Below are 26,861 nucleotides of genomic sequence, written 5' to 3'. Positions count from 1 at the left end.
AATCCCGTGTATATTACGGCAGGACTGAAATAAAAAAAGCACCTCTTTTGGAGATGCTTTAGGAAAATCATCAGTAAATTAGATGACTTTAACATTCGTTGCGTTCAGGCCTTTTTTGCCATTTTCAACATCATAAGTAACGGTGTCGTTCTCTCTGATTGGACCTGTTAGTCCAGTCACATGAACAAAGATTTCTGCATCTCCGTTGGCAGGTACGATAAAGCCAAATCCTTTTGACTCATTAAAAAATTTTACTGTTCCTTCTTGCATTGTATTTAAGCTATTAAAGATAAATTGTACTGACTTCCGAAATTGGTTGCCCAACGAAAAACAATAGCACTGTAAAATAAGGATTGTTTAAAAGAATTCTAAGTTTTTTTTATAAAATATTTGAAAACAGGCTTTTATTGTATAAAAAGATAGCTGTTTTCTTTTCAGGTGTTTTGAATTGATGGAGTTTTTTGTTTGGGCAGTTTTGTTTTCCATACCAGGTGTTTCTTGTTTGAATTAAATGCCTAAATAACAAATTAAGTTATTTAGGCATTTAAGGTCATCTTATTTATGAGTTCTATTGCAACATAAACGTCATTACGGTAGAAGGGTCTTCTACGCTGGTCATTTTTCCATAAACAACACCATTATCAATATGATAATCAAAAGTGATATGATTGGCCAGTATAAAGTCATGTAACTTCAGAATAATTTTGCCTGCATATCCTTCTGAAGGGGGAGATAGCAGCGTAAATTTATACACACCCTTATCATCTGTTGTATAGCTATAGACTGATGCAGTAACCCAGGTGTTTGCTCCATTGCTCTGACTGGTATGGGCGTTAATCGTTAATCTTTTGTTCACCACACTCCACACAAAGTTGATGCGGCCATAATTGAAACTATAAGGATTAAGCGGATTAGGTTGTAAGTTATTATGGAAATAGTTCAATATTACGGCCCCGCTGGCAGAAGTACCCGGATATATCGTTTTAAATTCCGACAACATGCCACTATACTTGGTCCCCCAAAGTTGACTTAGCGGGATTAATGGTACTATTGAATTTTTAACAATATATTCCTTTCCCGCTGCGTCGTACATTGCTAAAGTTGTGGCATCTTTCCAGTCCAGCTTTACAAATGTGATCCCTTGAAAAACAAGTCCGTTATTCAAAATGGACAGGCCATCAAGTGTAAAATTAAACTTCTCTGAGGCAGAGCTGATTTTTCCGTCTGCCGCAGGACCGGTAAAGTCGATTCTTTTCCCGATTTCAAGGTTATTGGTCGTATTAGGCGTAATGCCGATCTTTCTGGCCTCAGCACCAGCACCCAATTCTATATAGGGATTTTGATTGTCGATGAAGAAGTTTTTAAATTTATCAATGGCCGTTTTATAACCACCTGCTTCATAAATCGCTCTTTGTGCAGCGGTAGCTTTCACAAGTTTAAAGGGTTGACGAAACTTCTTCCCTATAAAGATGATGCTATCGGCAGTAGAACGGTCATAAATAAATTCTATGTCGCTGCTGAACCCTATTTTACTTTCCCCTCCAAGTACGCCATCATCGGGGTCGTTTAACATAGAGATGTAGTTATAGGTGTCAAAAATTAAATCTGTTCCCATGTCCTGTTTCACCCTAAAGTAGGATTTTCCAGCCTCTGCAGCACTTTTGTCGGTCATATCCCCGTACATAATTACATTCTGCTCTTTATCGAAACTGACGTAAAAGCCATAACCTCCGCCTTCAGCTGTTGGCAAAGAGGCGATCCATCCATCCTTTGCGGATGTTAAGGAATTTAAAACCAGCGCAATTTGTTCGCCTGCTCTTTCCTGGGGTAACTTATCAAATTTTGCAACGTATGATGTTTTTTTGCAACTGATCAATACAGACAAGAGTGCAATAAAAAATAGTAATCTTTTCATTTTGTCTTAAGTTAATTTAATAAGTCAGCGGTGCATAAAAATAGTTTGATGGACTACCCTTAACGTAAAAACCACCGTATTTCATGTAATTGTCGGCATCAACGGTTACCGGAAGCCAGTCGGCAATGAACACCTGGTTCCCAAGGTAATCCAACAACGGCTGTAAAGAGGGACGCAACAAATCTGCATTACCTACCCAGGGATGATCTGTTCCTCCAGGCGTACCTGTAGTAAATTTGACTTCTCCTGTATTCTGATCAATTGCCATGTTAAAAGCATAATTTGCAAGAAAGGTGTTTTCTCCCTGGCTAAAATTCACTTCCACATTCATGGTGGTTGCCGAAGTAAAATTGAATTTTAAAAATTTGAAACTGAACCCATATCCGGCCATGCCATTGATGCTTGTTTTTACACCTTTATAAACCTGACCAAAAGCATCTGAACTGCCATATTTGGTATAGGCCGCAGATTCGAGGTTGACTGTCATTGATTTATATATTTTTCTATTGAGCCAATAAGAAAACTTTGACTCATTTAAATTCAGCGTATTCCGCATATAATTCTGTACTTCTCTCTGCAATTCCTTAAAGCTGATTCCCAGAGTGTTGTAGTAATTGATTACATTCTGCTCTTTTTGAATCAACCTGTTTTTTCCTGCCGGTGATGAAGTATTGGCCCAGTTGTCATACCATGCCTGCCCGTTAATCAATGCCCAGCTGATGGTTTCCGCATAATCTTCGGTATACACGCCACTGGCATAACTGGTTACAAATCCATTTTGATGGGCGGTTTCTTCTGGCATATCTTTATAGGGCTGCTTATAAAAACCTTTGGAGATACTTTCGAAATCTGTAGGGATAGGGATGATCTGATTCAGGATATGACCAAATTCATGGTGCATGATTCTTTGTCTGTCCCAGAAATAAAAGGCACCGCCAGGGAGTGGGGCATAGTCATTTAAGCCGTACAGTGTGATCCTCCTGCCGGCGGCGGCGGTTCCTGCCACACCCGGATCGTTGCCATCAGCATAGGAGTAAGAACCAAATAAAACAAACTCTTTGGGAATGTACTTTTTAGAGAATGTTTCACCAGCTACTTTTCTGTATGGCGCAATGAAACCATTCAGCACTTCCTGCATGGTAGGTTGGATATCTCCCAGTTTGTTGGGGGTAACATTTGCTGTATTTCCATGGTAATACCTGTTGTAACGATAGACCACATCTATATTGTAAGCATCCAGAAAATTTGTTTTCAACCATTGGTCTAATGCAGTATTGGTTTCCGGATGATCAGCGTTAAAAGTACTGTAATCTACATTCAGGTTTTCAGCTTTGCGACAGGCTGTTATTGAGGTAACTAAAGCCGCAAATATTAAAAATTTATATATATGTCTCATAATATTAATTTTATCTCGGGTTTAATTCTATACCAGACAATTTAACCTCTTTAGGCAGTTGAAAAAGTCTGCGTTTATCTCCTGGTTTAAGTTCTGTGAAGGTCTCCAGTCCAGTGGCATCGAAGTTGTTATGAACAACTGTAAGCCTCCTGCGGATGATGTCAAACCACCTCATGCCTTCTTGTAAAAACTCCGCTTTTTTGGCGTCCAGTATGGTTTTGATCAAGCCTTCTTTAGGATCTGAAAGCTTATAGAAATTGTCGATCTTGGCCAGGGTTACCGCATCATTCGTCGGATTGTAGGCGTCTGTACGGACGCTGTAAAAATCATTGATGTCTTTCAGCGCCAGGTCATTTTCTCCAAGTTCCGCATAAGCTTCAGCCCTGTTCATTAAAGCTTCATCAACCGTTAACGAAGCACTCGTCAGGTAAGGGAAACCGATGCCGGGACCGGTGTTAAAGAAATAGCCTTTATACTTATAAGTGGTATACTGAGGCACACCATAAGATACGACCCGGTTGCCTAAAATCTTACCTGTGACATTGGGCGTGGTAAACATTTTTACGAGCTTGGCGCCGTAGCCATGTCTGGGTCCATATTGGTAATGATAAGTCGAATAATTATTAGACAACAGCAGGTTGTACTTTTGTGCGCTGGAGAAAAATGCGGCATTAAATTCCTCACCTGTCATGTCTTTCAAAGTCGTCGTAATCGGACGGAGGTTGCTGACAAAATCATTCCCCGGAACGGTTAAAGTCGCGTGATCAACCACCTTTTTCCATTCTCCTTTGAATAAGTAAAAACGGGAGGCAAAGGCATGTGCTGCTGCCGGGGTAAAGTGATATTTCGGGGTTTTGTAGGCTGAAGCAGAAAGGAGCTTTATACCGTCTTCTAAATCTTTCTCGATTTGCTCATAAGTAGATTGAACGGTACCTCTGCTGTATTGTACAATCACCTTGGTTTCCGGTGCGGTAATGTAGGGGATTCCGGGAGCAGTATTACTTCCACCAATTTCATATGGCGTTGCATAGAGTATCGCCAACATAAAATGCGCATAAGCACGAGCCACCAGGGCTTCACCTTTGTATGGCAATGCAGCTGCACCCAGATTTTCTTTTTCTATGGCTTCCAGTGCCTGATTTGCGGCGGCAATCGCTTCATAACATCCATTCCAGTAGGCGGAGGTAGAATTGGTTCCTGTACCAATCACATCTACCCAGTTGTAAGGCAGATCAAACATTTCGTCCGTACTTCCAATGCCTACTCCTTTATCTTCTGTGTTGTCTGAAGCAGCTTCCGTAAATGTGAGGTAATCGTAGGTAGGGTAGGCCGTAGAAACCAGCTGAGCTACCTTTTCAACGGAATTAATTTCCGTTCTGTTGTCGGGAGCTTCGTCTAAATATTTTTTACATGATAGTAAAGAAAGGATTGGGACGGCCCCTAACAGGACAAATGATATTTTATTTAATTTCATAATCGATGCTGATTAAAATCCAAATTTTAACGATAGGGTATACTGTTTTGCAACGGGCATGGCCACACCACCGGAGGCATAGAATTCCGGATCCTGTCCGTTTAAGCGTTTATCCGCATAAATCAACCAAATGTTATTGCCTACCAGCGACAATTGTGCATTGGACATATTTAGCTTGGAATAAATGCTTTTAGGAAGGGCGTAGGTCAATGACAGTTGCCTTAATTTGATATAATCTCCTTTGACCACTCTTTCGGTAGAATAATTGTAAACATTATATGGGTACCTGATGTCTACGGTAGAACCATCCGAACCAATTATTTTAGCTGCGGAAAGCGGATCTAAGATGGCCGGAACACTCGTGAATTTCTCATCTCCCGGCAATACCCATCTGTTCATCACATCCCTGCTTAATGCCGTTAAATCATCATATGCGCTTTGAACACTTGGTTTTAGACGAATAAAGTTTCCTGCAGAAAATCCGAATAAGGCCGATAAGCTGAACCCTTTATAGGAAAACTGATTGTAAAAACCACCGGCAAAAGTAGGGTCAACAGGTCCTTCATATTTTAGGAAGGATAAATTGTCATCCTGCAAACCGATGTAAGTAGTTGCTTTGCCATCCGGACCAATAAAAGTAGGATATCCGTAATCATGATTTAGCCCTGCAAATTGTACGGAAAATAAGCTTCTTTGAGAATAGCCTTCCACAGGAGCACCATTGGCAGATATGGATCTCCAGACATTGGGAGCAACCTCCAGCTTAGTTACCTTATTGGTATTGTATCCAAAATTAAAATTGGTTCTCCACTTAAAATCCTGGTGGTCTATGACTTTACCGGTAATCGCCAACTCAAATCCATTTCCTTTCATCTCTCCATAATTCGCGGTTTTTTCAAACTGACCGCCAATACCTGAGGTTTTGATCCCACCAATTAAGTCGAAGATATTCCGCTTATAAATGTCTACCGTTAAATTTAAGCGGTCGCCAAGCATGGCTACATCCAAACCAATGTTCAGATCTTTGGTTTTCTCCCAGGTGAGCTGAGAATTCTCTAAACTGGAGATGTAAGTCTGTACTTCCTGATCCACAATATTCGGCCTTCTTGCGATTTGATTGTAAAAGACTGCGGTTGAGTTTCTCGCATTTCCGATATTGGCAACCAAACCGTAAGAAACTCTCAGTTTTGCAGCATTGACGATCTTGTTTTTAGGCCAGAAAGACTCTTCATCTATATTCCAGCTACTGGAAAGATTCCAGGTTGGCAACCAGCGGGCTACCGTGCTTTTTCCCATTAGATTTGAACCATCAAGACGAGTGGAGAATTTTAAGGTGTATTTTTCCTTGTAGGTATAAGAGGCATTTGAAAAATAGGCAATGTAGCGGTCAAGTCCATAACCCATCCCAAAATAAGGTTTACCTGTTTCAGCAGCTTGTTTGAAATATTTGTAATTGGAGCTCACCAATCCTCCATTTTCAAATTGATAACCTGCACCGTCAAAATATTCATTTTGTCTGTCTGCATAGCGCAGCTCCATTGCGCCAAAAACATTTAGGTTATGGTCCTTATTAAATGTTTTGTTGTATTGTAAATTTTGTCTGAAATAATAACTTTTTAAGTTGTCTCCGGTAATCTTGTAAAAACCACCATCCGGTAATACACTCACACGTAATCCGTTTGGAAAATCCGGATCGAGGTATAAATTGGGGTTATCTACAGAAGAAGTGGCATCATCTATGGTTCTAAATGAAGTTGCCATATTGGAGTTCTTTAGAATGTAAATCTGACTCTCCGTTTTGGTAAAGCGATAAGAGCCGTTCACTGAATAAGTCAGGCTGGGGATGATTTTGTAATTCACACCTCCCTGAACCTTAAAGTCAATCATCCCTAATTTCAGATAATTCGTGTTTAACTCATTTAAAATGTTAAACGGAGCACTATTCTGACGGAAATACTCCAGATTGCCATTTTCGTCATAAGGGGTAATCAACCGGCTGGTAGATAGTGCGTAGTTATAAGGATTGATGTCAAACCCTCTATAATAGGTGCCATAAACAGGATCCGACTGCAATGCCGTTGTTCCCGGTGTCTGCTGGTTACGTACGGAACCGTTTGCCAGTAATTCGCCGCTAAGTTTGTCATTTAACTTGAAATTGGCGCGATAGTTACCTGTGAAACGATCGACACTATTGCCTCTGGTTTGGCCATTGTCGCGAAGAAATGAAGTGGAAGCATAGGTTTGAAACTTTTCTGTACCTGAGTTGATACTGACAGAATGATCTTGTTGCAGGGAATTTTTAAAAAGCACATCAAACCAATCGGTATTTGCATTTGCATACCTTGACAAAAAAGCAATTTTACTGGCATTGTCATTTCTCAATGCCCAGGTTTTGGTGCTTTCATTATAATCATAAAGCATGTTGTACATCTTGTAAAAGATACCTCCCGAATTGCCTCTGGAAGCGCCAGGGATTTGATAATATCCTTTATTCTGCATCTCAATCATAATGGCCATCTGATCTGCCGAATTCAACACATCAAAATCTGCATAGCTGGGCTTGGCATAGGTGGTATAGTTTCCGCTGTAACTAATTTTTGCGGCACCCTCAGTTTGCCTTCCCTTCTTTGTCGTTACGACAATTACACCATTCATCGCCCTTGCGCCATACATACCTGTTGCTGCGGCATCTTTTAGAATATTGAAACTCTCAATGTCATCGGGGTTCAAACCGGCCACAGAAGAGCCGATCAGGGTATTGGCATCACCCGTGGTGAGGGCCTCATTCGAAATGTTCACTACATCTTCCAGGATAATACCATCTACTACCCAGAGTGGCTTATTGTCGCCGGAAAAGGAGGTGGCACCACGCACGCGGATTTTCGGTGCAGCACCAAAGGTTCCTGAAACGTTCTGTACCGTTACCCCGGCAACCTGTCCTTCCAGCATACGGCTGATGTCAGGAACACCGCTACGTTCTGCATCAGCTGCTTTGATTAAAGCAGAAGAGCCGGTAAATGTTTTCTTCTCCAGGGTTTGGTAACCTGTAGAAATGGTTACTTCCTTCAATTGAGATACGTCTTCTTTCATCCGTACGTTCAGGGTAGTTCTCCCGGCAAGGGTAATTTCTTCGTTCTTATAACCTACATAAGAAAAAACCAGGGAGGAAGACTCATCAACTTTCAATTGATAATCTCCTTTTTCATTCGTGGTAGTAGAGTTCTTTTTGCCTTTTTCCCTGATAATTACTCCTGGAATGGGGCGTCCACTGTCGTCTGTTACACGTCCTTTTACCTCAACTATAGCAAAATAGTCTGCAATCGCTTCCAGGATAGATTTCTCCCTGGCCTTTACGACGACCGTTTTATCCATAATCTCATAAGAGAAGGGTTGGTTTTCGAAACATAGGTTGAGCGCTTCGATTAATGTACCGTTTGCGATCTCCACACTTACTTTACTGGCTTTTTCCAGCAAGCGTTCGTTGTAAAAGAATTGATATCCGCTTTGTTGACCCAGATCAGCGAAGATTTGGGTAAGGGGAGTATTTCTTTTCTTTAAATTAATGGTTTGGGCTGTTCCCGACGCACTTACCTGCATAAATACGGAGAATAATAGAGCGAAGGTTAACTTCATAATTCGCCAAATGAGATTGCGTCCCTGCGGTTTTTTGGACAGCAGGGTGCAATGAATAATATTATTCATATGTTTGTTTTGGTTGGGTTAAAACTAAAATGGTTTACACGAATTGTTTAAAGGGTCTACCCAATCATTTCAGAGCTCCGATCGCCATCGGGGCTTCTGTTTTTATATGGATAGCCCTTTTCGGTTAGGGGCCGGTGTCTTTGTAGATTTTTTCCATGTGGTTGGTTTGGTTAAGGTTAATAGTTGGGGTTAATTATCGTTTTGTTTAATCAATGATCATGTTACGTCCTTCCAGTTTGAATTTTACATCACTCAATTGCAGTACTTTAATAAACATGCCTAAACTGGCAGTTCTGGGTACTTTACCGGTAAAACGATCCGCTGGTACATCGCTCTTATAGGTGATTTTTAAGTCGTACCACTTTGCCGCTTCATTCAACACTTCGGATAAACTGGCACTCTTAAAATAGAACCAGCCATCTTTCCAGGAAACGGCCTGTTCGGTATCTACCGAAATCACCTCGATCTTACCGGATTTTTGTACGGCCTGTTCGCCGGGTTTTAACAGAACGGCGGCTGAAGAAAGGGCTAAACCTTCCTGATCGTTTACATAGCCTAGCGGAGACACTGCAATTGAACCTTCCAGCAGGGTGGTTCTTACCGTACTGTGGTTACTGTTGATGTTGAAATGTGTGCCCAGTACTTTGACCTCCTGGGTATTGGTCTTCACGATAAATGGTCTGGATTTATCTTTGGCGACTTCAAAGTAGGCTTCGCCAATCAAGGTGATCATTCGATTGCCTTTAGCGGAGAAAATGGTAGGGAAAGTAAGAGCGGAGGAGGCATTGAGCCATACCTTACTGCCATCTGGTAAGATCAGTTGGTACTGCCGGCCTGTTGGTGTGCTCACGGTTAGATTGCCTGCTTTTTCATCGGCTTCAGACTGAAGCTGTTTTTCAGCGGCAGAATTCAGGACAACCGCTGTACCATCATCATAGGTTAGCGCAGCGATGTCTATGACGATGCCTGTTTTGGATTCATTTAAACTGATCACTTTTCCATCTGCCAGTTTTAAGGTGGCCGCATTCTTTGCGGGATGGATGGTGTTGGCATAAGAGATCACCCGGCCCTGCTCTGATTCATGACTGACCACATAAAGACCGATACCAATTCCTATTAATACCGCTGCTGCGGCCGCAATTCTTGGCCAAAGTCTTTTTTTCAAGACCTTAGGTGTTGGTGTTTTCAGCGCATTAGCTGCAGTGATGTCGGTAAATAAAGCATTTACCCATACCTGCTGTGCTTCAGCATCCATTTGCTCAAAACTTGTTGTGGCAGAACCATGCTCAGCAAACCATTCATTTACCCTTGCTTCCTCTTCAGGAGTACATTCATTGTTATAATATCGGGTTAAAAGTTCTGATATGCTTTTTGTTGTCATGCGCTACCGTAGATAGTTAATTCTCTATCTTCATAACGGTAGTAGTTTCAGCGAATAAAAAGTACCGAAGAAAAGTTGAAATATTCTGAATTATTTAAAACAGGCAGAAAAAGAACGCAGAAAGCGACTTTCTGAGGTGATTCAGGGCAATGCTGATCTGATTTTTTACCGTTTGATCGGAAAGATTCAGTTCTTCGGCAATTTCCTTAATACTTTTGTGCTCATCTCTGCTCCGCTGGTAAATGTATTTGGTCTTTTGCGGCAACTGATCCAGTTTCGAGCGAACATTGGTGCTCAGTTCCCTGGCATTGAGTTCTTCTTCCAGCGAATGATAAGCAGGAGATAAAGCCCTTAATTTTCCGGCATAACTTTCTCTGACTACATTTTTTCTGATTTTGTTGATGATCTGGTATTTGGCAATACCAAAAAGATAAGACTTTAGGTTGTCCTGAATGTGAAGATCCAATCTTTCACTCCAGAAGTTGGTGAACAAATCCTGAACAATATCTCTTGCGTCTTCCAGACTGTATAACTTAGATTCGGCAAAACGAACCAACAATCTGACATAGCGCCTGTAAATTTCCGCATAAGCTTTCTGATCGTTGTCACTGTCTTTCAACAACGATATCAGTTCGAAATCAGAATAGGTACTGTAATCAGCCATCACGATTCTACTTTGCTTTAATTATCAATCTTTTCTCAATGATATAAAAATATTTTTAATTCAAGCAGATTAACTTATGTTTTGACGTTAATCGAAATAACCTTTTTTCAAAGCGCGTTGTAGAATCGTTTAAGGTTCCGTTTTTTCGTTTTAGCAGGGTATTCCCAAGGGTATCTGAAGTTGCTACCGATCCAGCCATTGTTTAAATGTTCTGGACCTGTCCCGGCTCATGATGATCTTTTCAGCGGGCTCCGGACTCAACAGAATATGCAGCTTTCCATTAAAATAATTATTGATGCGTGTAATGCTTTTATTGTTGATCAGATATTGACGACTGACCCTGAAAAATACCTCCGGATCTAATTGCTCTTCGAGTTCCTCCATCGTAAAAGGAAGGATATGGTGCTGATTGTCGGGCATAACAGCTCTGGTGGTCCTGTATTCGGTGTAGAAATAGGCAATGTCTTTAATCATTACGGTATAAAAAGAATCCCTGACTGGAATAAGGAACCTGGTCCGGTAGTTTTTTTGCTGCTGTTTTAAAATGGCGGCCACATCGTCCAGCATCTGACCGAGGTAAGAGGGATGGACATTGGTTTTAAATTTATGAAGGCTCTTGATGAGTTCTTCTTTCTTAACGGGTTTGAGGAGGTAATCCACACTGTTTACCTTAAATGCCCGCAAGGCATACTCATCGAATGCCGAGGTGAAAATGATAGGACATTTAAGCTTTACCTGGGAAAAAATATCAAAACAAAGCCCATCTGTTAAACGGACATCGGTGAAAATCAAGTCTGGATGCTGCTGATCTTTCAACCAGTTGATGCTTTCTGTTACGCCCTCCAGTATCGCAAGGACCTCAATTTCCGGATCAATATCTTCCAATATGGCCTTTAGCCTCTTGGCATTGTGTAGTTCATCTTCTATAATTAATACTTTCATCTTGCGAAACGTTTAAAGGGAGTAAGGGAACCTTAACCACAAAGTCAAATTCTGTCTCAATGATTTCAGGAAGCCTGGTGGACAATAGTTTATAACGGTTAATGATGTTTTTTAAACCAATTTTTGAAGAGCCTATGGTCGATTGTATTTTTTGTATGTTGTTGACCACCACTAAAGAATCGCCTTCTGCGAAAATTCGAATGTCTAGGGGATGGCTGCGGGAAGCAATATTGTGTTTCACCGCATTTTCGATCAGCAGCTGTAAGGTGGTCGGAGGAATCCCCTTGTTCAGTAGGTCTTCTACATCGGTCACCTCAATCCTCAGGTTTTCAGAAAACCTGATTTTGATCAGGTAAATATAAGAGCTTATAAAGTCCAGCTCTTCTTTTAGGGTAATGATGTTCCTGTCCAGGTTATAAAGCATATATCGGTGTACTTCCGAAAGACAATCTAGAAACTGCTGCGCCCCGGCCTGATTTTCAGAAATGAGACTGGACAGTGTACTGAAATTGTTAAACATGAAATGCGGGTCCAGTTGTAATTTCAGCGAGTGCAATTGTGATTGTAAGGTGGTTTGCTTGAGCTCTGAAGCCTCTATAATTGAATTTTTCCAGTTGAGTAGTAAAGAACTGCCGGTATGAACAGCGGTGATGATGAGGGATAGCAGTGTACTGATAAAGAGTAGTTGCCGGTAACCTACCAAATCGCTTTCGATCCCATCTTCTTCCCCTTCTAACAAGAAATCCATCAGGAAAAGGAGCAAGGTCATCACTGCTATGACGATGAAACACTGAACAAAAAGCTGCAGACAAAGGCGTTTAACGGAAAATTGTTCCCATGGGAGCCGTTTGTCGAGATAATAGGAAACAAACCTACCGGTCTCGGTAATCGCCCAGCCGAGAATCATAAACCAGATGAGGTCAAAAAAAGAAGCCCAGCTCAGTTCCATTATCGCAGCGTAATCTTCCTCATCGATGGGATTGATGATCATGATGGAGAATATCAGAACTATGGTAACGGCAAATACCAGGATAATCCTGGACAGTGCGGAACTGAATAGGGAAGTGACAGGTTTTGAAGTCATTTACAGTAATTTTAATATTGGAGAAAACCTTTTTAACAGGATTCAGTCCAAATTTAAAAGCATCCCGTAGCCGCTGGAAAGAGAATTGACTGAACTGACCTAAATGATACTTGAATCTGCAATTTCCCGGTCTAAAAAGAGGGTGCTTTAAACACATCACGAAGGCTTCTATTAAAAAATCAATTGAGTGAAGCGAAATTACAATTGGCGTATCATTTTTGCAGGTTGGCGTAGTTTACCAGCCATGGCCATGGCCTTCCAATTTACTTTTGTCGCATTAGTTATGGATTAAAAGTACATTACACATGCGTTATTTTTGTTTTATCTTCTTCCTGTTCGGAGCATTAAATGTCTCTGCCCAGCAGGAAATTACCGGTAAAGTTACCGATGAACGGAACATGCCTTTACCCGGTGCAACCATTACCCTTAAACTGGCCTCGGAGGCTAAAATCAGTGCTTATGCCATTGCCGATGCGTCGGGGGATTTTAGTTTGAAGCAGATCAAAGCTGGTAACTACCAAATCGAAGCCGCCTTTGTGACCTATAAAAATGAAGCAAGAGCCATCACGGTAGGGAAGGGGGCGGTAGAAGTCCAGCTTTTTAAACTATTGGCGGAAAGCCGGCAATTGCAGGAGGTGACGATCAACGGGAAAAAACAGGCCGTTGCTGTGTCGGCAGGTAAAACGACGATGAATGTGGAACAAAGCAATCTCGCGCAAAGCCAGTCTGCTTTCGAACTGCTCAAAAGCCTTCCTGGGGTAAATATCAATAAAGATGGAGAGATCCGCATTAAAGGGAAATCGGGCGTAACTGTGATGATCGACGGAGCGCCTGCAGAAATGGGCAGTTCACAACTCAAAGCATTGCTCAAAGGTACGCCTGGAACCACACTCCAGTCTATAGAAGTCATGAACAACCCGCCATCAAGTATGGATGCGGCAGGAACAGCGGGTGTGATTAATATTGTGTTCAAAAAGAAGGTTAAAAAAGGCTTTAACGGAACGATCAGCTCCAATGTGAGCAAAGGCAGGTATTATAGGAACAACCAAAGCCTAAACATGACCTACGGTACCGAAAAATGGAATTTGAACCTGCTTTATGCCTATGATTTCGACCACAGCAGGAACCGCGACAGCATGTTCCGGAGCCAACACACGGATCAGCCCTTCTACATGAGTCAACTGCAGCTCAACCCTCAGAAATCAAAGGGACACTTGCTCAAACTGGGTTTAGACCATCACTTTGATGAGAAAAATACACTGCGGTTTAACCTGTCTTTTAATGACATCAGGAACCCTACCAATGGCCGTACCATTTCCCGTTTTGGTACAGGTATGATGCAGGATTCCCTGCTCGACCAACGCAACGAGCTGCGCAATACCATGCGCAACTGGGATTACGGATTAAAATTTAAACATACATTCACAGAACTGAAAAGTTTGAATGCTTCCCTGCAGTTCAATCAATTAAGCTCCCGGGGAACTGAAGATTATCACATTTTTAAAACCTTTGCACCGGGGCGTGATTTGTCTGAGCTGCGTTACCGGAATATTTATCCTTCTAAAATAAACAGACGAATGATCAAAGTCGATTATTTGCAGGAACTTAAGAAAGGGGATCAACAGATCGGAAAGTTTGAAGCCGGAGTCAAGAGCGCGCAAACGAATATCAATAATAGTCAGTTTAGTGAAAACAGGAAAGAAGGAATGTGGCAAAATGATGTGTTACGCAACAATAATTTCCGGTATCGGGAAGCCATCCAGGCTGCTTATGCGGCCATGGAACTGAAACTGGAACCCTGGACTTTTAATGCAGGTTTGCGCGGAGAATATACGCATGTCAACGGAGAGGCCGGAACAGATCCTAATCCGGTTCGTCAAAATTATTTTTCCTTGTTTCCCAATGCGCTGATCGGGTATAAGGTGAACGATAAATACAACCTATCTGTCAGTTATAACCGCAGAATTGAACGACCGGACTATGATCAGCTAAATCCTTCTGTTCGTTACCTGGACTTGTACACTACCCAGCAGGGAAATCCAACACTGAAAGCTCAATTCTCCAACAACATTGAACTGAATCAGCAATTTTTCAACTTTATGGACCTTACCCTGGGCTATAGCAGTATTAAAAACCCTATTTTCTCCACTTTTCTGAGTAGCCCGGGTGCGAAATCTGCTTATACAACCATCAATACCGGACATCAGCAGCAGTGGCAAGCCTCCTTGTCTTTCCCGATACCAGGGGTAGACTGGTGGGAGAATTACCAGAGTGTTTATTTTTATACTTCCCAGTTTAACGCAAATCTGGAAACAAAGGCATTTAAAGAAAGCGCCAATACCTATGGTTTCTATTCCTACAATTCCTTTAAACTTCCAGCTGGTTTTAACCTGGAGCTTAGCGGATGGTACGAAAGCGGCGGACTGTATGCCAATTTCAGGTATAAACCCCTTTCTGAAATCAGTGCAGGTCTTAATAAAAAAATGTTAAATGATAAGTTAACGCTGGGCGTGGCAGTGGCTGATGTCTTTTATACCGGGATCTTTAAAGCTGCTGTATTATCGGATCGTACGCAGACTTTTAACCTTGATTCCAGAACAGACTCCCGGCAGGTCAAATTCAGTCTCAGCTGGAACTTTGGTAAAAAGCCGAAAGCCGAAAGGTCGGCTGAGCAGCCATCAGAGGAGGAACACCTGCCCGCAGGTAAAAGTAAACGGCCCATGAAACCGGGGAAACAATAAAGGTCAGGAAAGGACTGCAACGCGATCATCCACATGCTGTATGAAGATTTATAGAAAACTGAGACCCGAATTTATGAAGGCCGCCGGCGAGTTGTTTGCCGAAGCCTTTGAAGATAAGTTGCGGTTTTTTTTAGGACCAAAAGAGGTGATGAAAAAAGTCATACCCTATTTAATCGACAAAGAGCAGGTCCTTTCCATCGTCTCGGACACGAATGAATTAATTGGGATCGCAGGTTTCAGTTATGAGCAAAAAAATATGTTTTCTATAAATATAAAAGCGATGGTTAGACAGTACGGCCTGATCCAGGGGCTGTATAAAATGTTTCAACTGGGAATCTATTTTCCAAATTCATTTCCGGTTACTCACTTATACATTGATGCCATCACCATTAAGGCGGATTACAGGGGGAAAGGGTATATCCGCCTGTTATTTCAGGAATTGGAGAAGGTGGCATTTGAAAAGGGAACGACTAATTTACAGCTGGATGTTTCCTGCGACAATGCTCCTGCGATCAGGGCCTATCGGAAGATGGGCTTTTATGAGCTGAAATCGGAAACCCTGGACAGCAGCACGGCCAGTCGGATTGGAATTTCCCGGGTCAATAGAATGATCAAAATCCTGGATCTTCGTAATCCTACATTCTGCCATCAATATGGCATTATCAACAGAAATTTTTAATTTAAAGTAATACAGATGAATACCTATTTAGAACTCATCGCCTTTTCATTGATCATCGGTATAGGGGCAACCCTGATTATGGATATCTATGCCATCCTCATCAAGCGCTTGTTTAAAATCCCTTCTCTGGACTTTGGCATCGTCGGCCGCTGGATCGGACACTTTAAAAACGGGGTGTTTTCCCATAAAAACATCCTGCAAACAGAAAGCATCAAGTACGAACGGGCCATCGGATGGCTTGCACATTACCTGATCGGTATCTCCTTCGCTTTTCTACTTTTACTGATTTGGGGTACGGAATGGGCATACCGGCCAACTTTCTGGCCAGCCATTACCATAGGTTTGCTCACCACAGTTGCCCCATTTTTCCTGATGCAGCCGGCATTTGGCTTTGGAATTGCCGCTTCTAAAACACCGAATCCAAACCTGGCGAGGTTTAGAAGCCTGAAAGCACATGCGATCTATGGAATAGGTTTATATGTGGCTGCATTCTTGCTGAGCATGGTTGTTTCCTAATCCTATGGAGCAGTGTTACGAACTTGCTTTGATGTAGACGTATTGTATACACCTGTCCGGAAAGGTGTAGCTGTTTTGTAGCAGGGCGAGGCTTGGAAAAGGATGGCTAAGGTTACACCTTTGCTGTTGAACAATTTTTCAATAGCAACATGAACAACAAAACCTTATCCATCGTATCCTACATTACCCTTATTGGCTGGCTAATCGCCTATTTTAATGGAAAAGAAAAGGCAGATTCCCTGCTTAAATATCACCTCCGACAAGCATTGGGCCTGGCCATCGTCAGCATTATTTTTAATGTCGTCCTGACTATTGTAGCCACGATTATTCCTGCCCTTTCTTTTTTAGGGATCGTAGGTTTGGTCATTGTCGTACTTTGGATTATGGGCATCATCAACGCGGCAAATGGAGCAGAAAAGCCAACCCCTCTTGTTGGGAAAATGTTTGAGAACAAATTTGCCTTTATAGGATAAAGGCTGATTAGGAAATCCATAGATGAAAGATCATCTCTTTAAAATCACTTTGTTACTGCTGTTGTGTATCAACAGCAGTTGCAACCTCCTGCATAGTCCGGAAGAATATTTTGACAAAACAGCCCTGAAGTAAAAGAGATGCCTTTTTAATTTAAAAGGGCAGAACAGGTAAGGTAAACCAAAAACTGCTGCCCTTTCCTAATTCGCTTTCCACACCGATCTGTCCATTGTGTTTTTTAATGATTTCTGCACAAATGTAGAGTCCAAGGCCTAAACCTTTATAGCTGCCGTCATTGCTTTCTGCGCGGTAATAACGGTCAAAAATATAACGCAATTTTTCGGATGGTATGCCGGGCCCCTTGTCCATAACAGAAACTTTGACCATGTCATTTTCTTTTTCAATACAGATCCTTATTTCTTTTGATTCCGGAGCGTACTTTATGGCATTGTTAATAAAGTTAATGAGGATCTGTTCGACGCGGATGATGTCTGCATATACTTCCATTTGCAGGTCTCCTTCTGTTACGATGGCATATACACCTTCTGCATTTAGATCATTAGAACGGTCTGTAACGACCTCAGATAAAGCAAAATGTTGGGGGTTGATATGAAGCTGTCCCTGATTTGCCTTACCTGCATTTAGCAGGTCTTCAATCAGCGCGTTCACCTTACCCAGGCTCTTATTAGCCTGTACAATGAGTTTGGGCAGCATAGTTGGGGATGGTTGATCCTTTATTCTGTCCAGAAGCTGTAACGATGCTTTTAAACTGGTTATCGGCGTCTTGAGCTCGTGACTGGCAATGATGATGAAATCGTCTTTATACTGTTGCAGCAAACGGAGTTCCTGTATATCTGTAGCGGTACCCGCCCAAAGCTGAACCTGATCCTGCAGATCCATGATCGGCATTAACCGGATCAGGTGCCACCTGTAAAGTTCATCCGCACGTTTTACACGGATTTGAAATTCACCGCCCTCATTGTTACTCAGGATCGAACTGAACTGATCAATCCCCAGCTGAAGGTCGTCCTGGTGAACCACAGTTTTAAATCCAAGTAATTTAGTTTGTTCCTTGTCCAATCCAGTATAGTCATACCAGCGCTGGTTGTAAAAAACAACTTCGGCTTTTGTCGTATTTGTCCAGGCAATCTGGGGAATGGTCTCCATCATGCTGCGGAACCTGGCTTCACTCTCTGCCAATGCTTTTGTGCGGTTAATCACGCGTACTTCCAACTCCTGGTTCAGTTCTAAAAGCTCCTGGTTAATGACCTTTAACTTTTCATCCGTTATTATTTTTTCTTTCCTCGCCCGGGTGTCATTTAATGCCCTGTTGATTTTTGTAGAGAGTGTAACCAGTTTATTCTTAGATACATAATCGGTTACGCCCGCCTTGATCAGCTCCACCACATTTTCTTCCCCAATAAATCCCGAAACAATAATAAATGGGGTATGGGCATGTTTATCCTGCTTGATTTGGAAAGCAGTGACCGCATCAAAAGAGGGAAGGGAATAGTCTGATAAGATGAGATCCGGATCAAAATTTTCCAATGCGTTCTCGAACGCAGTACGAGTCTGTACAATTTCAGCTGTAAAGCTCAATTCTGATTTTTTTAATTCACGGATCAGCAGATCAGCATCGCTTTCGTTGTCTTCTAGAATAAGTATTTTAAGACCTGGTGTCATTATTTATTCTTTATGTTAGTGTGGCTGCTGACTTAATATTATCCAATACAATCCGATCTCTTTTACTGCATTGAAAAAGTTATCGCTGTCAACCGGTTTCACGATATAACTGTTTGCCCCAAGTTCAAAGCATTTTTCGATGTCGGGACCTTCATTAGAGGAGGTAAGCATGACCACTGGGATTGATTTAAAAATCGGATCTGATTTTATCTTTTCCAATACTTGCAGACCGGATACCTTTGGCATCTTTAAATCGAGTAGGATCAATTTTGGAAATTCTGTACTGCTCCGATCTGCATATGCTCCTTTGCAATAAATAAAGTCCAATGCTTCCGCGCCATCAATCACATGATGGAGTTTGTTGCTGAAGCCATTTTTTTTAAGTGCGCGAATGGTGAGTGCAGCATCGTCCTGGCTGTCTTCAACAAATAAAATTTCAACGTTATGGTAACTCATTTTTTTTGATTTAATCGTTTATAGCTGGCAGGGTAAAATAAAAGCAGGATCCTTCGCTGATTACGGATTCTGCCCAAACGGTTCCATGGTGTCGTTGCACTATTTTTTGCACGATGGCTAACCCAATTCCCGTACCCTCAAATTCTTCCTGGGAATGTAACCTTTGAAAAACTCCGAAAAGTTTATCATAGTATTGCATATCAAATCCGGCTCCTGCATCCTTTACATAATATACAATGAGCTGGTCTTTTTTGTAGGCACCGATTTCGATTTTCGTTTTTACTTTATATTTTGAATATTTAATGGCATTGGAAATCAGATTGATCCATACCTGTTTAATCAATGATTTGTCTCCTTTAGCATTTTGAAGTTCAGTAATTTCAAATTCAGGGATGTTTTCCTGGTCTTCGAATAACAATTCTTCCCGAACCATATTTACAAGGTGGGGCATGTCTATTTCGGAAAAGCCGACTTGTTTTCTGCCCAGTTTGGAAAAAGCCAGTAAATCATCAATGAGTTCCCCCATCTTTTTCGAATTTCTAATGATGGACTGAAGGATTTTTAGCCCATCAGCATCAAAGTTTTCCGCATAATCCTCTGTCAGAATTTTTGTGTATCCATTAATTGCCCTGATTGGGGCACGTAAGTCATGGGATACGGAGTAGGAAAATGATTCCAGTTCTTTATTTACGGATTCAAGCTGCGCTGTACGTTGAATGACCTTCTGTTCTAACTCGTCGTTTAGTTTGCGAATGTCATCTTCCGCATTTTTTAGTTCTTTGTTTGCAATGATTAACTCTTCGGCTCTTTTTTCCTTTTCTTCATTTTGAAAAGCAAGTTCTTTATTGGCTATGACAAGCTCTGCAGCACGGTTTTCTTTTTCTTCGTTCTGAAAAATCAGCTCTTTATTGGCAATGACAAGTTCTGCGGCCAGCTTTTCTTTTTCTTCATTTTGAAAAGCAAGCTCTTTATTGGCTATGGCAAGCTCTGCAGCGCGGTTTTCTTTTTCTGCGTTCTGAAAAATCAGCTCTTTATTGGCAATTGCCAACTCCGCAGCCCAGTCTTCTTTCTCTTTATTTTGAAAGGCGATCTCCCTGTTAGCAATGATTAATTCATCAGAATCGTTTTTTTTCATATTCTTAGCTAAAAGGCCGTATTTAAAAATGTGTAGGAAGTGAACGTAATGGGATATTTTCTAAAGCTAACACATTAATAAGCGAAAACACTGTAATATGAATTTAAATTGAGGATAAGCGATTTTCAGTATCTACAGGGGCTGAAGGATTTTATATAATATCTTGATTCTGCAGATCCCGATCCGGGTTTTCGAAGATTCCGTTCCTAAGCTTTTAAACTTTTTTAAGGATTGAATCCTAATGATAGGGTCTGTGGCTGAGTTAATTGGATTAAAAATCGCCTGTTTAATGCCCTGGGTTTAAAATGACAGAACTGAGATATAAAAAAATATTTTTTTTGTAATTACTTCCTGGCTAATTGCTTAACTTGTGGTCATGTCTTTATAGAAATTTGAAGTTTCTGTCTTCTATAAAGACATTAAGCTTTTAAGTTTCGGACGACAGTAAAATAATTTTTTTATAAAATAAACGCTCAATCAATGATTACTTCCAATATTCCTATAAGAATTAAGTTCTTAATTGTGCTGAATTACAGTGTGATATGCTTGTCTTTGATTGGCTATTTTAAATGCTAGAGTTGTATTGAAGGAATGTGAAAACTGTTTTTTTTACTAATTCATTATTTAGTATAATTGTCATAAAAAAATACATTTTTACATTAAATTTTACTTTTCTGTAACTATTTGTGTTTGATTTCGTTATATTCTCTGTTAATTATAGATAAAATGCCATGCCAATTGCCGCCAAAATAAGAGTTCAGAGAATGATTAAGGGTTATAGCCAGGAATATATGGCTTTCCGACTCAATATTTCCCAAAACGCCTATTCAAAATTGGAACGTGGGGAGACTGAACTTACTGTGAGAAGATTTTATGAAATCATAGAAATTCTGGAAGTACCAATGGATAGTTTACTCACCGAGCATAGGAGCTTCGATCTTTAATTCTGCCCGCTAAAGTTCTCATTGTGTTAACAATTTGAAAATATTTTTTTAACATTGCCTGAATTTATTAGTAAATTTATATCAGCATCCCGCAACTCATAAAATCAAAATGTTGATGATGAGACTGTATAGTGAACTTTCGGATGTAGAACTGGTCGCCTTATTAAAGGCTGGCAACCAGCTTGCGTATACTGAAATCTTTGAACGGTACACAAGGATTCTCCTGCGCCATGCCTTCCGTCTGCTGTCCGACCATGACGAAGCCCATGATGTCGTACAGGATGTCTTTCTCCAGCTTTGGCAAAAGCGGGAAGACCTGGAATTTAAAACCTCCATCTCTTCTTATCTGTATGCTTCCGTCAGAAACAAGATCTTTAACCTGCTTTCTCATCAAAAAGTGGTTTTGAGATATGCCGAATCCATCAGCAGTTTTATGGTAGAGGGTTATAACATCGTTGACGATGAACTCCGGGAAAAGGAACTTGCAGCGGTTATCGAGAAAGAAATAAACGCATTGCCCGCAAAGATGCGTGAAGTCTTTCTTCTAAATAAAAAGGAAGAGCTGAGCTACCAGGAAATATCCGAACGCCTTAACATTACCAGCGAAACCGCAAAGCAGCAGGTGTATAAGGCAATGAAAATCTTAAAGCTTAAAATGGATTCCTTCCTCAGTATTTACCCCTTTTTATAAAAATTTTATCTTTTTTTCCTATCGACGTATGACGCTAGCCCTACTTAGCTGTCTTAGGGGTATAACAGGCGTTAAGAGCCTCTTATCAATAAGTCATGAACGAAGAAAATGTTTTCAAGTCATTAATAAAGGGATACAACGAAGGTACATTAAGTCCGGAGCAAAAGACAATGATGGAATCCTGGTACATCAACCACGCTGCAAACAGCAAAGCTGAGCTTGATGAAGAGAAAGAAAATGAAATCATCGAACTGCTAAGGGCTACTTTGCCGCTAAAGTACCCTAAACCTTCCAGGATGTGGTGGCCCCGTATTGCTGCGGCCGCTTCCATTATCCTATGTCTTGGAACAGCGTATTACTTTTATCAAAAAACTGATGTTACTCCCTCAGTATCTTACGCAAAAAACAATATCCTTCCTGGTGGCAATAAAGCCTATCTGACTTTGGCAGATGGTAAGAGGATTACCCTGACCAATGCTAAAAATGGAACGCTTGCACAACAGCCAGGAGTTAACATTACAAAAACTTCGGATGGAGAACTGATATACAGCATTAACGACCTCAAACCAGAGATCGAAGCAGCAAAGAATTACAATACGATCGAAACGCCCGTTGGTGGACAGTATCAGGTCGTATTACCGGATGGTACCAAAGTATGGCTAAACGCCGCATCTTCACTAAAATTCCCCTCAACTTTTGCCAGGTTAGTTAATAGAAAAGTTGACTTACGCGGCGAAGCCTACTTTGAAGTAGCAAAAAATAAACAACAGCCATTTATCGTGAAAACGGCAGAACAGGAAGTAGAAGTTTTAGGAACACATTTCAACATCAATACCTATAAAGATGAGCAGGGTGTAAAAACGACTTTATTGGAAGGATCAGTCAAAATCCACAATGGTGTGGAATCTAAAATCCTGAAGCTAGGGGAGCAGTCGACTTTAACAAACCAGAGATTTATGGTTAAAACTATTGATGTTGAAGAGGCCATAGCCTGGAAGAAAGGGTATTTCTACTTTAATAATGAGAACATTGAAAGCATTATGCGGAAACTCTCCCGCTGGTACAATGTAGAGGTTCAATACGAGGGCAAGATCCCTAATGAAGGATTTTATGGCACCGTATCGCAGACTAAGAATATCAGTCAGGTGCTCAGCATATTGGAAAAAACAAAAGGCGTTCACTTTAGGATTGAAGGAAGGAGGATCACCGTTATGAAATAATGCTACCTAAACTGACATCCAATAAAAAAGCCATCCCAACGCGAATCAGGATGACCAAGTCTGGATAGACAACATACGAAAATATGGTATCAACCGCGAAGAGCCGAACCACCTCGAAAATGAAAAGGCGCAACGCATAAACCCAAACTAAACAAATGTACAGTTTTTATAGGAAATGTCTATGGGAGCCATCGCGCTACATAGCTAAGCTACTGCTGTTTATGATCCCGGCATTTGGCCGGATCAGCGATTCAGATAAAAGAAAATGGATCATGAGAGCTAACCTAACCACGGTTCTTTTAATTTCAGCAATCATACAGGTAAGCGCAAGCTCATTTGCTCAGAAAATTACCTTGTCGGAGAGAAATGCACCCTTGCTGAAAGTGTTCAGGGAGATTCGTGTGCAGACAGGCTACGATTTTATGGTTACTGCGACAACGCTTAAGGGGACGAAAGATATTACAATAGAGGTGAAAAATGCAGAATTGAATGATGTGTTGAAGAATATCTTTGAGGGGCAGCCATTGAAATATTTTGTAAATGACCAGACTATAATTGTGTCGGAGAAAGATGGGACTGTTCAAGGTGGTTCAGTGAGGCTTCCTGATATTACGATAAGCGGAAAAGTTGTAGACGAAAAAGGCATCGGACTACCCGGTGCAACCATCAGGCTGAAAGGGAGGGAATCTAAGGTATCTGTTGTGACCAGTACAGATGGACAGTTTTCTATTGTAATCCCCGGAGAGCGTGCGGTATTGATTATTTCATATGTGGGATTTAAAACCAAAGAAGTCAAGGTTTCAGGGGCCGATGTTGACCTCATTGTCCGGATGGAACGGGTTACCGGAGTACTGGAAGAAGTTACGGTAGTAAGTACCGGTTATCAGAGTGTTCCGAAAGAACGAGCCACGGGATCATTTGAAAAAATCAATAATGCTTTGTTGAACCGAAATACAGGTTCAAACCTATTGAGTCGTTTGGAGAATGTTACCCCGGGAATGCTGATAGACCGGAGATTAAATCCCAGCCGTGCTCCCGGAATTGGCAATGTTACCATCCGTGGTCAAAGTACCTTAACCGGATCCATCGCAAAACCCCTGATTATTCTGGATAATTTTCCCTACGAAGGAGAACTTGATAACATTAATCCAAATGACATCGAAAATGTAACAATACTTAAAGATGCAGCTGCAGCCTCTATATGGGGAGCACGTGCTGCTAACGGAGTGATTGTAATCAATACTAAAAAAGGAAACTATAATTCTTCGCCTGACATTTCTTTTAATACCAACTTTACTATACAAAATAAGCCCGACCTGTTTGCACTTAAGCCAATGAGCACCTCAGATTATATTGATCTGGAAAAAAGGCTTTTTAATGAGGGCTTTTACGATAATAAAATTTTGGATGTGTATTCCTGGCCCTATTTATCGCCGGTAGTGGAATTGATGTTAAAAGCAAGAGCACCGGGAGCAACCTTATCTCAGGCCGAAGCAGATGCGCAGATTGATGCCCTGCGTAAGTATGATGCCAGAAACGACTACCTCAAATACGTTTACCGCGCCGACATCGCCCAACAATACGCAATTAATATTAAAGGCGGAGGGGACCAGTTTAATTACCTGCTTTCGGGAGGATACGATAATAACCGCTTTAATGTGGTGAAAAATAATGCGGATAGAATTACACTCCGCACGAATATCGGATACAAACCTATTAAAAATCTGGAATTTGAAACGAGTATTCTTTACACTCAGAAGAACGCTGAATCACCTGGTTTACCAAGTGTTCTCAACTATGATCCTGGATCAACGCTTCCTTATACGCGTCTTGCCGACGACAACGGAAACCCTTTGGTTGTCGGCAGAGATTATGGGGTGAGGTTTTTAGATTCCGCTGATCCCAGATATTTGGATTGGAGATATCGTCCATTAGCTGAGCTCAATACAACCTCAAATATCATAAATACTTATGATTGGTTAATGAATATAGCCGCAACTTACAAATTCCCCAAAATTTTTAGTACTTCGATTAAATATCAATATGGGAAAACCTTAACCGAAGGGAAAAACCTGAACGGAAAAGATTCTTATTACACACGTAATCAAATTAATCTGCTTACGGAACTTGATAGCGCACAAGTCAAATATAATTTGCCAATAGGGGGGATTCTTAACCAGACTTCCGGAAATACGAATTTTTACAACATTAGGGGCCAGGTCAACGCAAATAAAAACTGGAACGACAAACATGAACTGGACGCCTTGGCAGGTGTAGAGAAAAGTGAAAGGCATATTAAATCAAATACTTTTAATACTTATGGCTATAATGATGAATTATTGACTTATGCCGATGTAGATCATCTCACTCAGTTTCTTTCCCCGGTATTTACTTATGTAAATATGCCAAGTGGCATTGATTTTACGGATCAACGAATCCGTTTCACCTCTATATTTGCCAATGCTGCATATACCTATAATAAACGCTATACCGTGTCTGCAAGCGGGCGTAAAGATGCAGCCAACCTTTTTGGGGTGAAAGCCAATTTAAGAGGAGCGCCATTTTGGTCTGCCGGCTTGAGTTGGAATGTCTCCGATGAACCTTTTTACCATTTTGCCCTTTTACCTTATCTGAAATTTAGAGCAACTTACGGATATCAGGGAAATACAGATAATAATTTGTCTGCCTATAGCTCCATTAGATACAGTGGAGTAGTGAACGAATTTAATTTGCCATATGCTATACTAGTCAATCCAGCAAATGATAATCTGAGATGGGAAAGGGTAGGGACGTTTAATTTTGGTCTTGACTTTCGTTCAAAGAACAACGTAATTTTCGGAAGTATTGAATATTATTCCAAACGCTCGAAGGATATGCTGTATGTAACCCCCTTGGATTTTACAACGGGGTTTAATTCGGCAACATATAACAGCTCGGACATGAAAGGGCGGGGTGTTGATATTTCTCTCCATTTAAATAATCTTCAGGGCAATATAAAATGGAATACAGATCTGTTTTTTAATTACAATACCAATCGGATTACCAGATTTCAACCCTCTGATAGTGGAATTGATGGTTATATTGGAGATGGGCTAACCATTAATAGTAGTCTGGTAGTAGGAAAACCTTCTAATGCTGTTTTTTCCTATCAATGGGCGGGACTTGATCCGGAAACCGGGGATCCGTTGGGCTATTTGAATGGAGAGAAAAGTAAAGACTATGCCTTACTTACCAATGTCTCACCAGATCAATTACAGTACCATGGTTCAGCTGTGCCGGTTTATTCGGGAGGGCTGAGAAATACGCTGAGCTATAAAAATATTAGTCTTTCTGTAAACGTAATCGCCAAATTAGGATATGTATTCAGACGGCCCGGCTTAGACTACAGTTCTATACTGGATGCAACCTCAAGTGGGGTAACAGTTGGCCATGCTGATTATAGTAAACGATGGCAAAAGCCTGGGGACGAGATTTTCACAGATGTTCCTTCTTTAGCTTATCCGAATGATCCTTTACGTAACACATTTTATCAAAGATCAGCGGCCTTGGTAGAGAAGGCAGATCACATTCGTTTACAGGATATTACCTTAAGCTATCTACTGGATAATGTGCGATGGCCTGTTAGAAACATTAAAATATTTACTAATCTAAGTAATCTTGGAGTCATTTGGAAAGCGAACAAACTGGGCCTTGATCCAGAATATTATAAGGGATATCCGGCCCCATTGACTACTGCATTTGGTTTAAGTGCTAATTTTTAACATCAT

At 41.1% G+C, this 26,861-nt stretch carries 19 protein-coding genes; 7 read left to right on the top strand and 12 right to left on the bottom strand.

Annotated features, from left to right (window positions below):
* Positions 1 to 78 precede the first annotated feature (78 nt).
* The 9 genes from AAFF35_RS21280 to AAFF35_RS21240 all read right to left on the bottom strand — a co-directional run bounded on the left by AAFF35_RS21280 (position 79) and on the right by AAFF35_RS21240 (position 12,558).
* On the bottom strand, positions 79 to 270 hold the full coding sequence (locus AAFF35_RS21280; RefSeq protein WP_074605915.1) for a cold shock domain-containing protein: 192 nt from the start codon (positions 268 to 270) through the stop codon (positions 79 to 81).
* A gap of 298 nt (positions 271 to 568) precedes the next feature.
* A complete protein-coding gene (locus tag AAFF35_RS21275; protein WP_342328551.1) occupies positions 569 to 1,915 on the bottom strand; it encodes a DUF4302 domain-containing protein in 1,347 nt (448 codons plus the stop codon).
* A 16-nt stretch (positions 1,916 to 1,931) separates the two neighbouring features.
* Entirely contained in the window at positions 1,932 to 3,311 is a 1,380-nt protein-coding gene (locus tag AAFF35_RS21270; RefSeq protein ID WP_342328550.1) for a substrate import-associated zinc metallohydrolase lipoprotein, read from the bottom strand.
* Positions 3,312 to 3,321: 10 nt separating this feature from the next.
* The gene (locus AAFF35_RS21265) at positions 3,322 to 4,785 is read right to left on the bottom strand and encodes a RagB/SusD family nutrient uptake outer membrane protein (protein WP_342328549.1); all 1,464 of its coding nucleotides are present in this window, start codon (positions 4,783 to 4,785) and stop codon (positions 3,322 to 3,324) included.
* A 12-nt stretch (positions 4,786 to 4,797) separates the two neighbouring features.
* Positions 4,798 to 8,418, bottom strand: coding sequence for a SusC/RagA family TonB-linked outer membrane protein (locus AAFF35_RS21260; RefSeq protein ID WP_342328548.1), 3,621 nt, complete (start codon positions 8,416 to 8,418; stop codon positions 4,798 to 4,800).
* Positions 8,419 to 8,692: 274 nt separating this feature from the next.
* On the bottom strand, positions 8,693 to 9,868 hold the full coding sequence (locus tag AAFF35_RS21255) for a FecR domain-containing protein (RefSeq protein ID WP_342328547.1): 1,176 nt from the start codon (positions 9,866 to 9,868) through the stop codon (positions 8,693 to 8,695).
* A gap of 94 nt (positions 9,869 to 9,962) precedes the next feature.
* Complete coding sequence (locus tag AAFF35_RS21250; RefSeq protein ID WP_342328545.1) at positions 9,963 to 10,532, bottom strand: RNA polymerase sigma-70 factor; 570 nt, start codon at positions 10,530 to 10,532, stop codon at positions 9,963 to 9,965.
* Between the two features lie 183 nt (positions 10,533 to 10,715).
* Positions 10,716 to 11,474 carry a LytTR family DNA-binding domain-containing protein gene (locus AAFF35_RS21245; RefSeq protein ID WP_342328544.1) on the bottom strand — a complete coding sequence of 253 codons (759 nt, stop codon included), beginning with the start codon at positions 11,472 to 11,474 and terminating at the stop codon, positions 10,716 to 10,718.
* Entirely contained in the window at positions 11,449 to 12,558 is a 1,110-nt protein-coding gene (locus tag AAFF35_RS21240; RefSeq protein ID WP_342328543.1) for a histidine kinase, read from the bottom strand. Before AAFF35_RS21240 ends, AAFF35_RS21245 begins: the two co-directional genes overlap by 26 nt.
* Before the next feature lie 305 nt (positions 12,559 to 12,863).
* Between AAFF35_RS21240 and AAFF35_RS21235 the strand changes: the two genes are divergently transcribed.
* The 4 genes from AAFF35_RS21235 (at position 12,864) to AAFF35_RS21220 (ending at position 16,967) form a co-directional block, all read left to right on the top strand.
* A complete protein-coding gene (locus AAFF35_RS21235; protein WP_342328542.1) occupies positions 12,864 to 15,299 on the top strand; it encodes an outer membrane beta-barrel family protein in 2,436 nt (811 codons plus the stop codon).
* A 40-nt stretch (positions 15,300 to 15,339) separates the two neighbouring features.
* Positions 15,340 to 15,978, top strand: coding sequence for a GNAT family N-acetyltransferase (locus AAFF35_RS21230; RefSeq protein ID WP_342328541.1), 639 nt, complete (start codon positions 15,340 to 15,342; stop codon positions 15,976 to 15,978).
* Positions 15,979 to 15,993: 15 nt separating this feature from the next.
* Positions 15,994 to 16,494 carry a DUF2938 domain-containing protein gene (locus AAFF35_RS21225; protein WP_342328540.1) on the top strand — a complete coding sequence of 167 codons (501 nt, stop codon included), beginning with the start codon at positions 15,994 to 15,996 and terminating at the stop codon, positions 16,492 to 16,494.
* 149 nt (positions 16,495 to 16,643) lie between these two features.
* Positions 16,644 to 16,967 (top strand): DUF4870 domain-containing protein, encoded by a 324-nt coding sequence (locus AAFF35_RS21220; protein WP_342328539.1) that lies wholly within the window; start codon positions 16,644 to 16,646, stop codon positions 16,965 to 16,967.
* A 151-nt stretch (positions 16,968 to 17,118) separates the two neighbouring features.
* Here the strand turns inward: AAFF35_RS21220 and AAFF35_RS21215 are convergent, their stop codons facing one another.
* From AAFF35_RS21215 to AAFF35_RS21205, 3 genes are read right to left on the bottom strand one after another with little or no spacing between them, the layout of a single operon-like run.
* Entirely contained in the window at positions 17,119 to 18,648 is a 1,530-nt protein-coding gene (locus AAFF35_RS21215; RefSeq protein ID WP_342328538.1) for an ATP-binding protein, read from the bottom strand.
* Positions 18,649 to 18,663: 15 nt separating this feature from the next.
* Positions 18,664 to 19,104, bottom strand: coding sequence for a response regulator (locus AAFF35_RS21210; RefSeq protein ID WP_342328537.1), 441 nt, complete (start codon positions 19,102 to 19,104; stop codon positions 18,664 to 18,666).
* A 10-nt stretch (positions 19,105 to 19,114) separates the two neighbouring features.
* On the bottom strand, positions 19,115 to 20,239 hold the full coding sequence (locus AAFF35_RS21205; RefSeq protein ID WP_342328536.1) for an ATP-binding protein: 1,125 nt from the start codon (positions 20,237 to 20,239) through the stop codon (positions 19,115 to 19,117).
* Between the two features lie 1,059 nt (positions 20,240 to 21,298).
* Here AAFF35_RS21205 and AAFF35_RS21200 point away from each other — a divergent pair.
* From AAFF35_RS21200 to AAFF35_RS21190, 3 genes are all read left to right on the top strand, one after another.
* A complete protein-coding gene (locus tag AAFF35_RS21200) occupies positions 21,299 to 21,874 on the top strand; it encodes an RNA polymerase sigma-70 factor (protein ID WP_342328535.1) in 576 nt (191 codons plus the stop codon).
* Positions 21,875 to 21,969: 95 nt separating this feature from the next.
* Entirely contained in the window at positions 21,970 to 23,094 is a 1,125-nt protein-coding gene (locus AAFF35_RS21195) for a FecR family protein (RefSeq protein WP_342328534.1), read from the top strand.
* A 272-nt stretch (positions 23,095 to 23,366) separates the two neighbouring features.
* On the top strand, positions 23,367 to 26,855 hold the full coding sequence (locus AAFF35_RS21190) for a SusC/RagA family TonB-linked outer membrane protein (RefSeq protein WP_342328533.1): 3,489 nt from the start codon (positions 23,367 to 23,369) through the stop codon (positions 26,853 to 26,855).
* The last annotated feature ends 6 nt before the right edge of the window (positions 26,856 to 26,861 follow it).

This window comes from Pedobacter sp. FW305-3-2-15-E-R2A2 (assembly GCF_038446955.1).
Classification (GTDB): domain Bacteria; phylum Bacteroidota; class Bacteroidia; order Sphingobacteriales; family Sphingobacteriaceae; genus Pedobacter.
The sequence above is the reverse complement of the archived record's forward strand: the minus strand, read 5'-3'. Positions and strand labels throughout refer to the sequence as shown.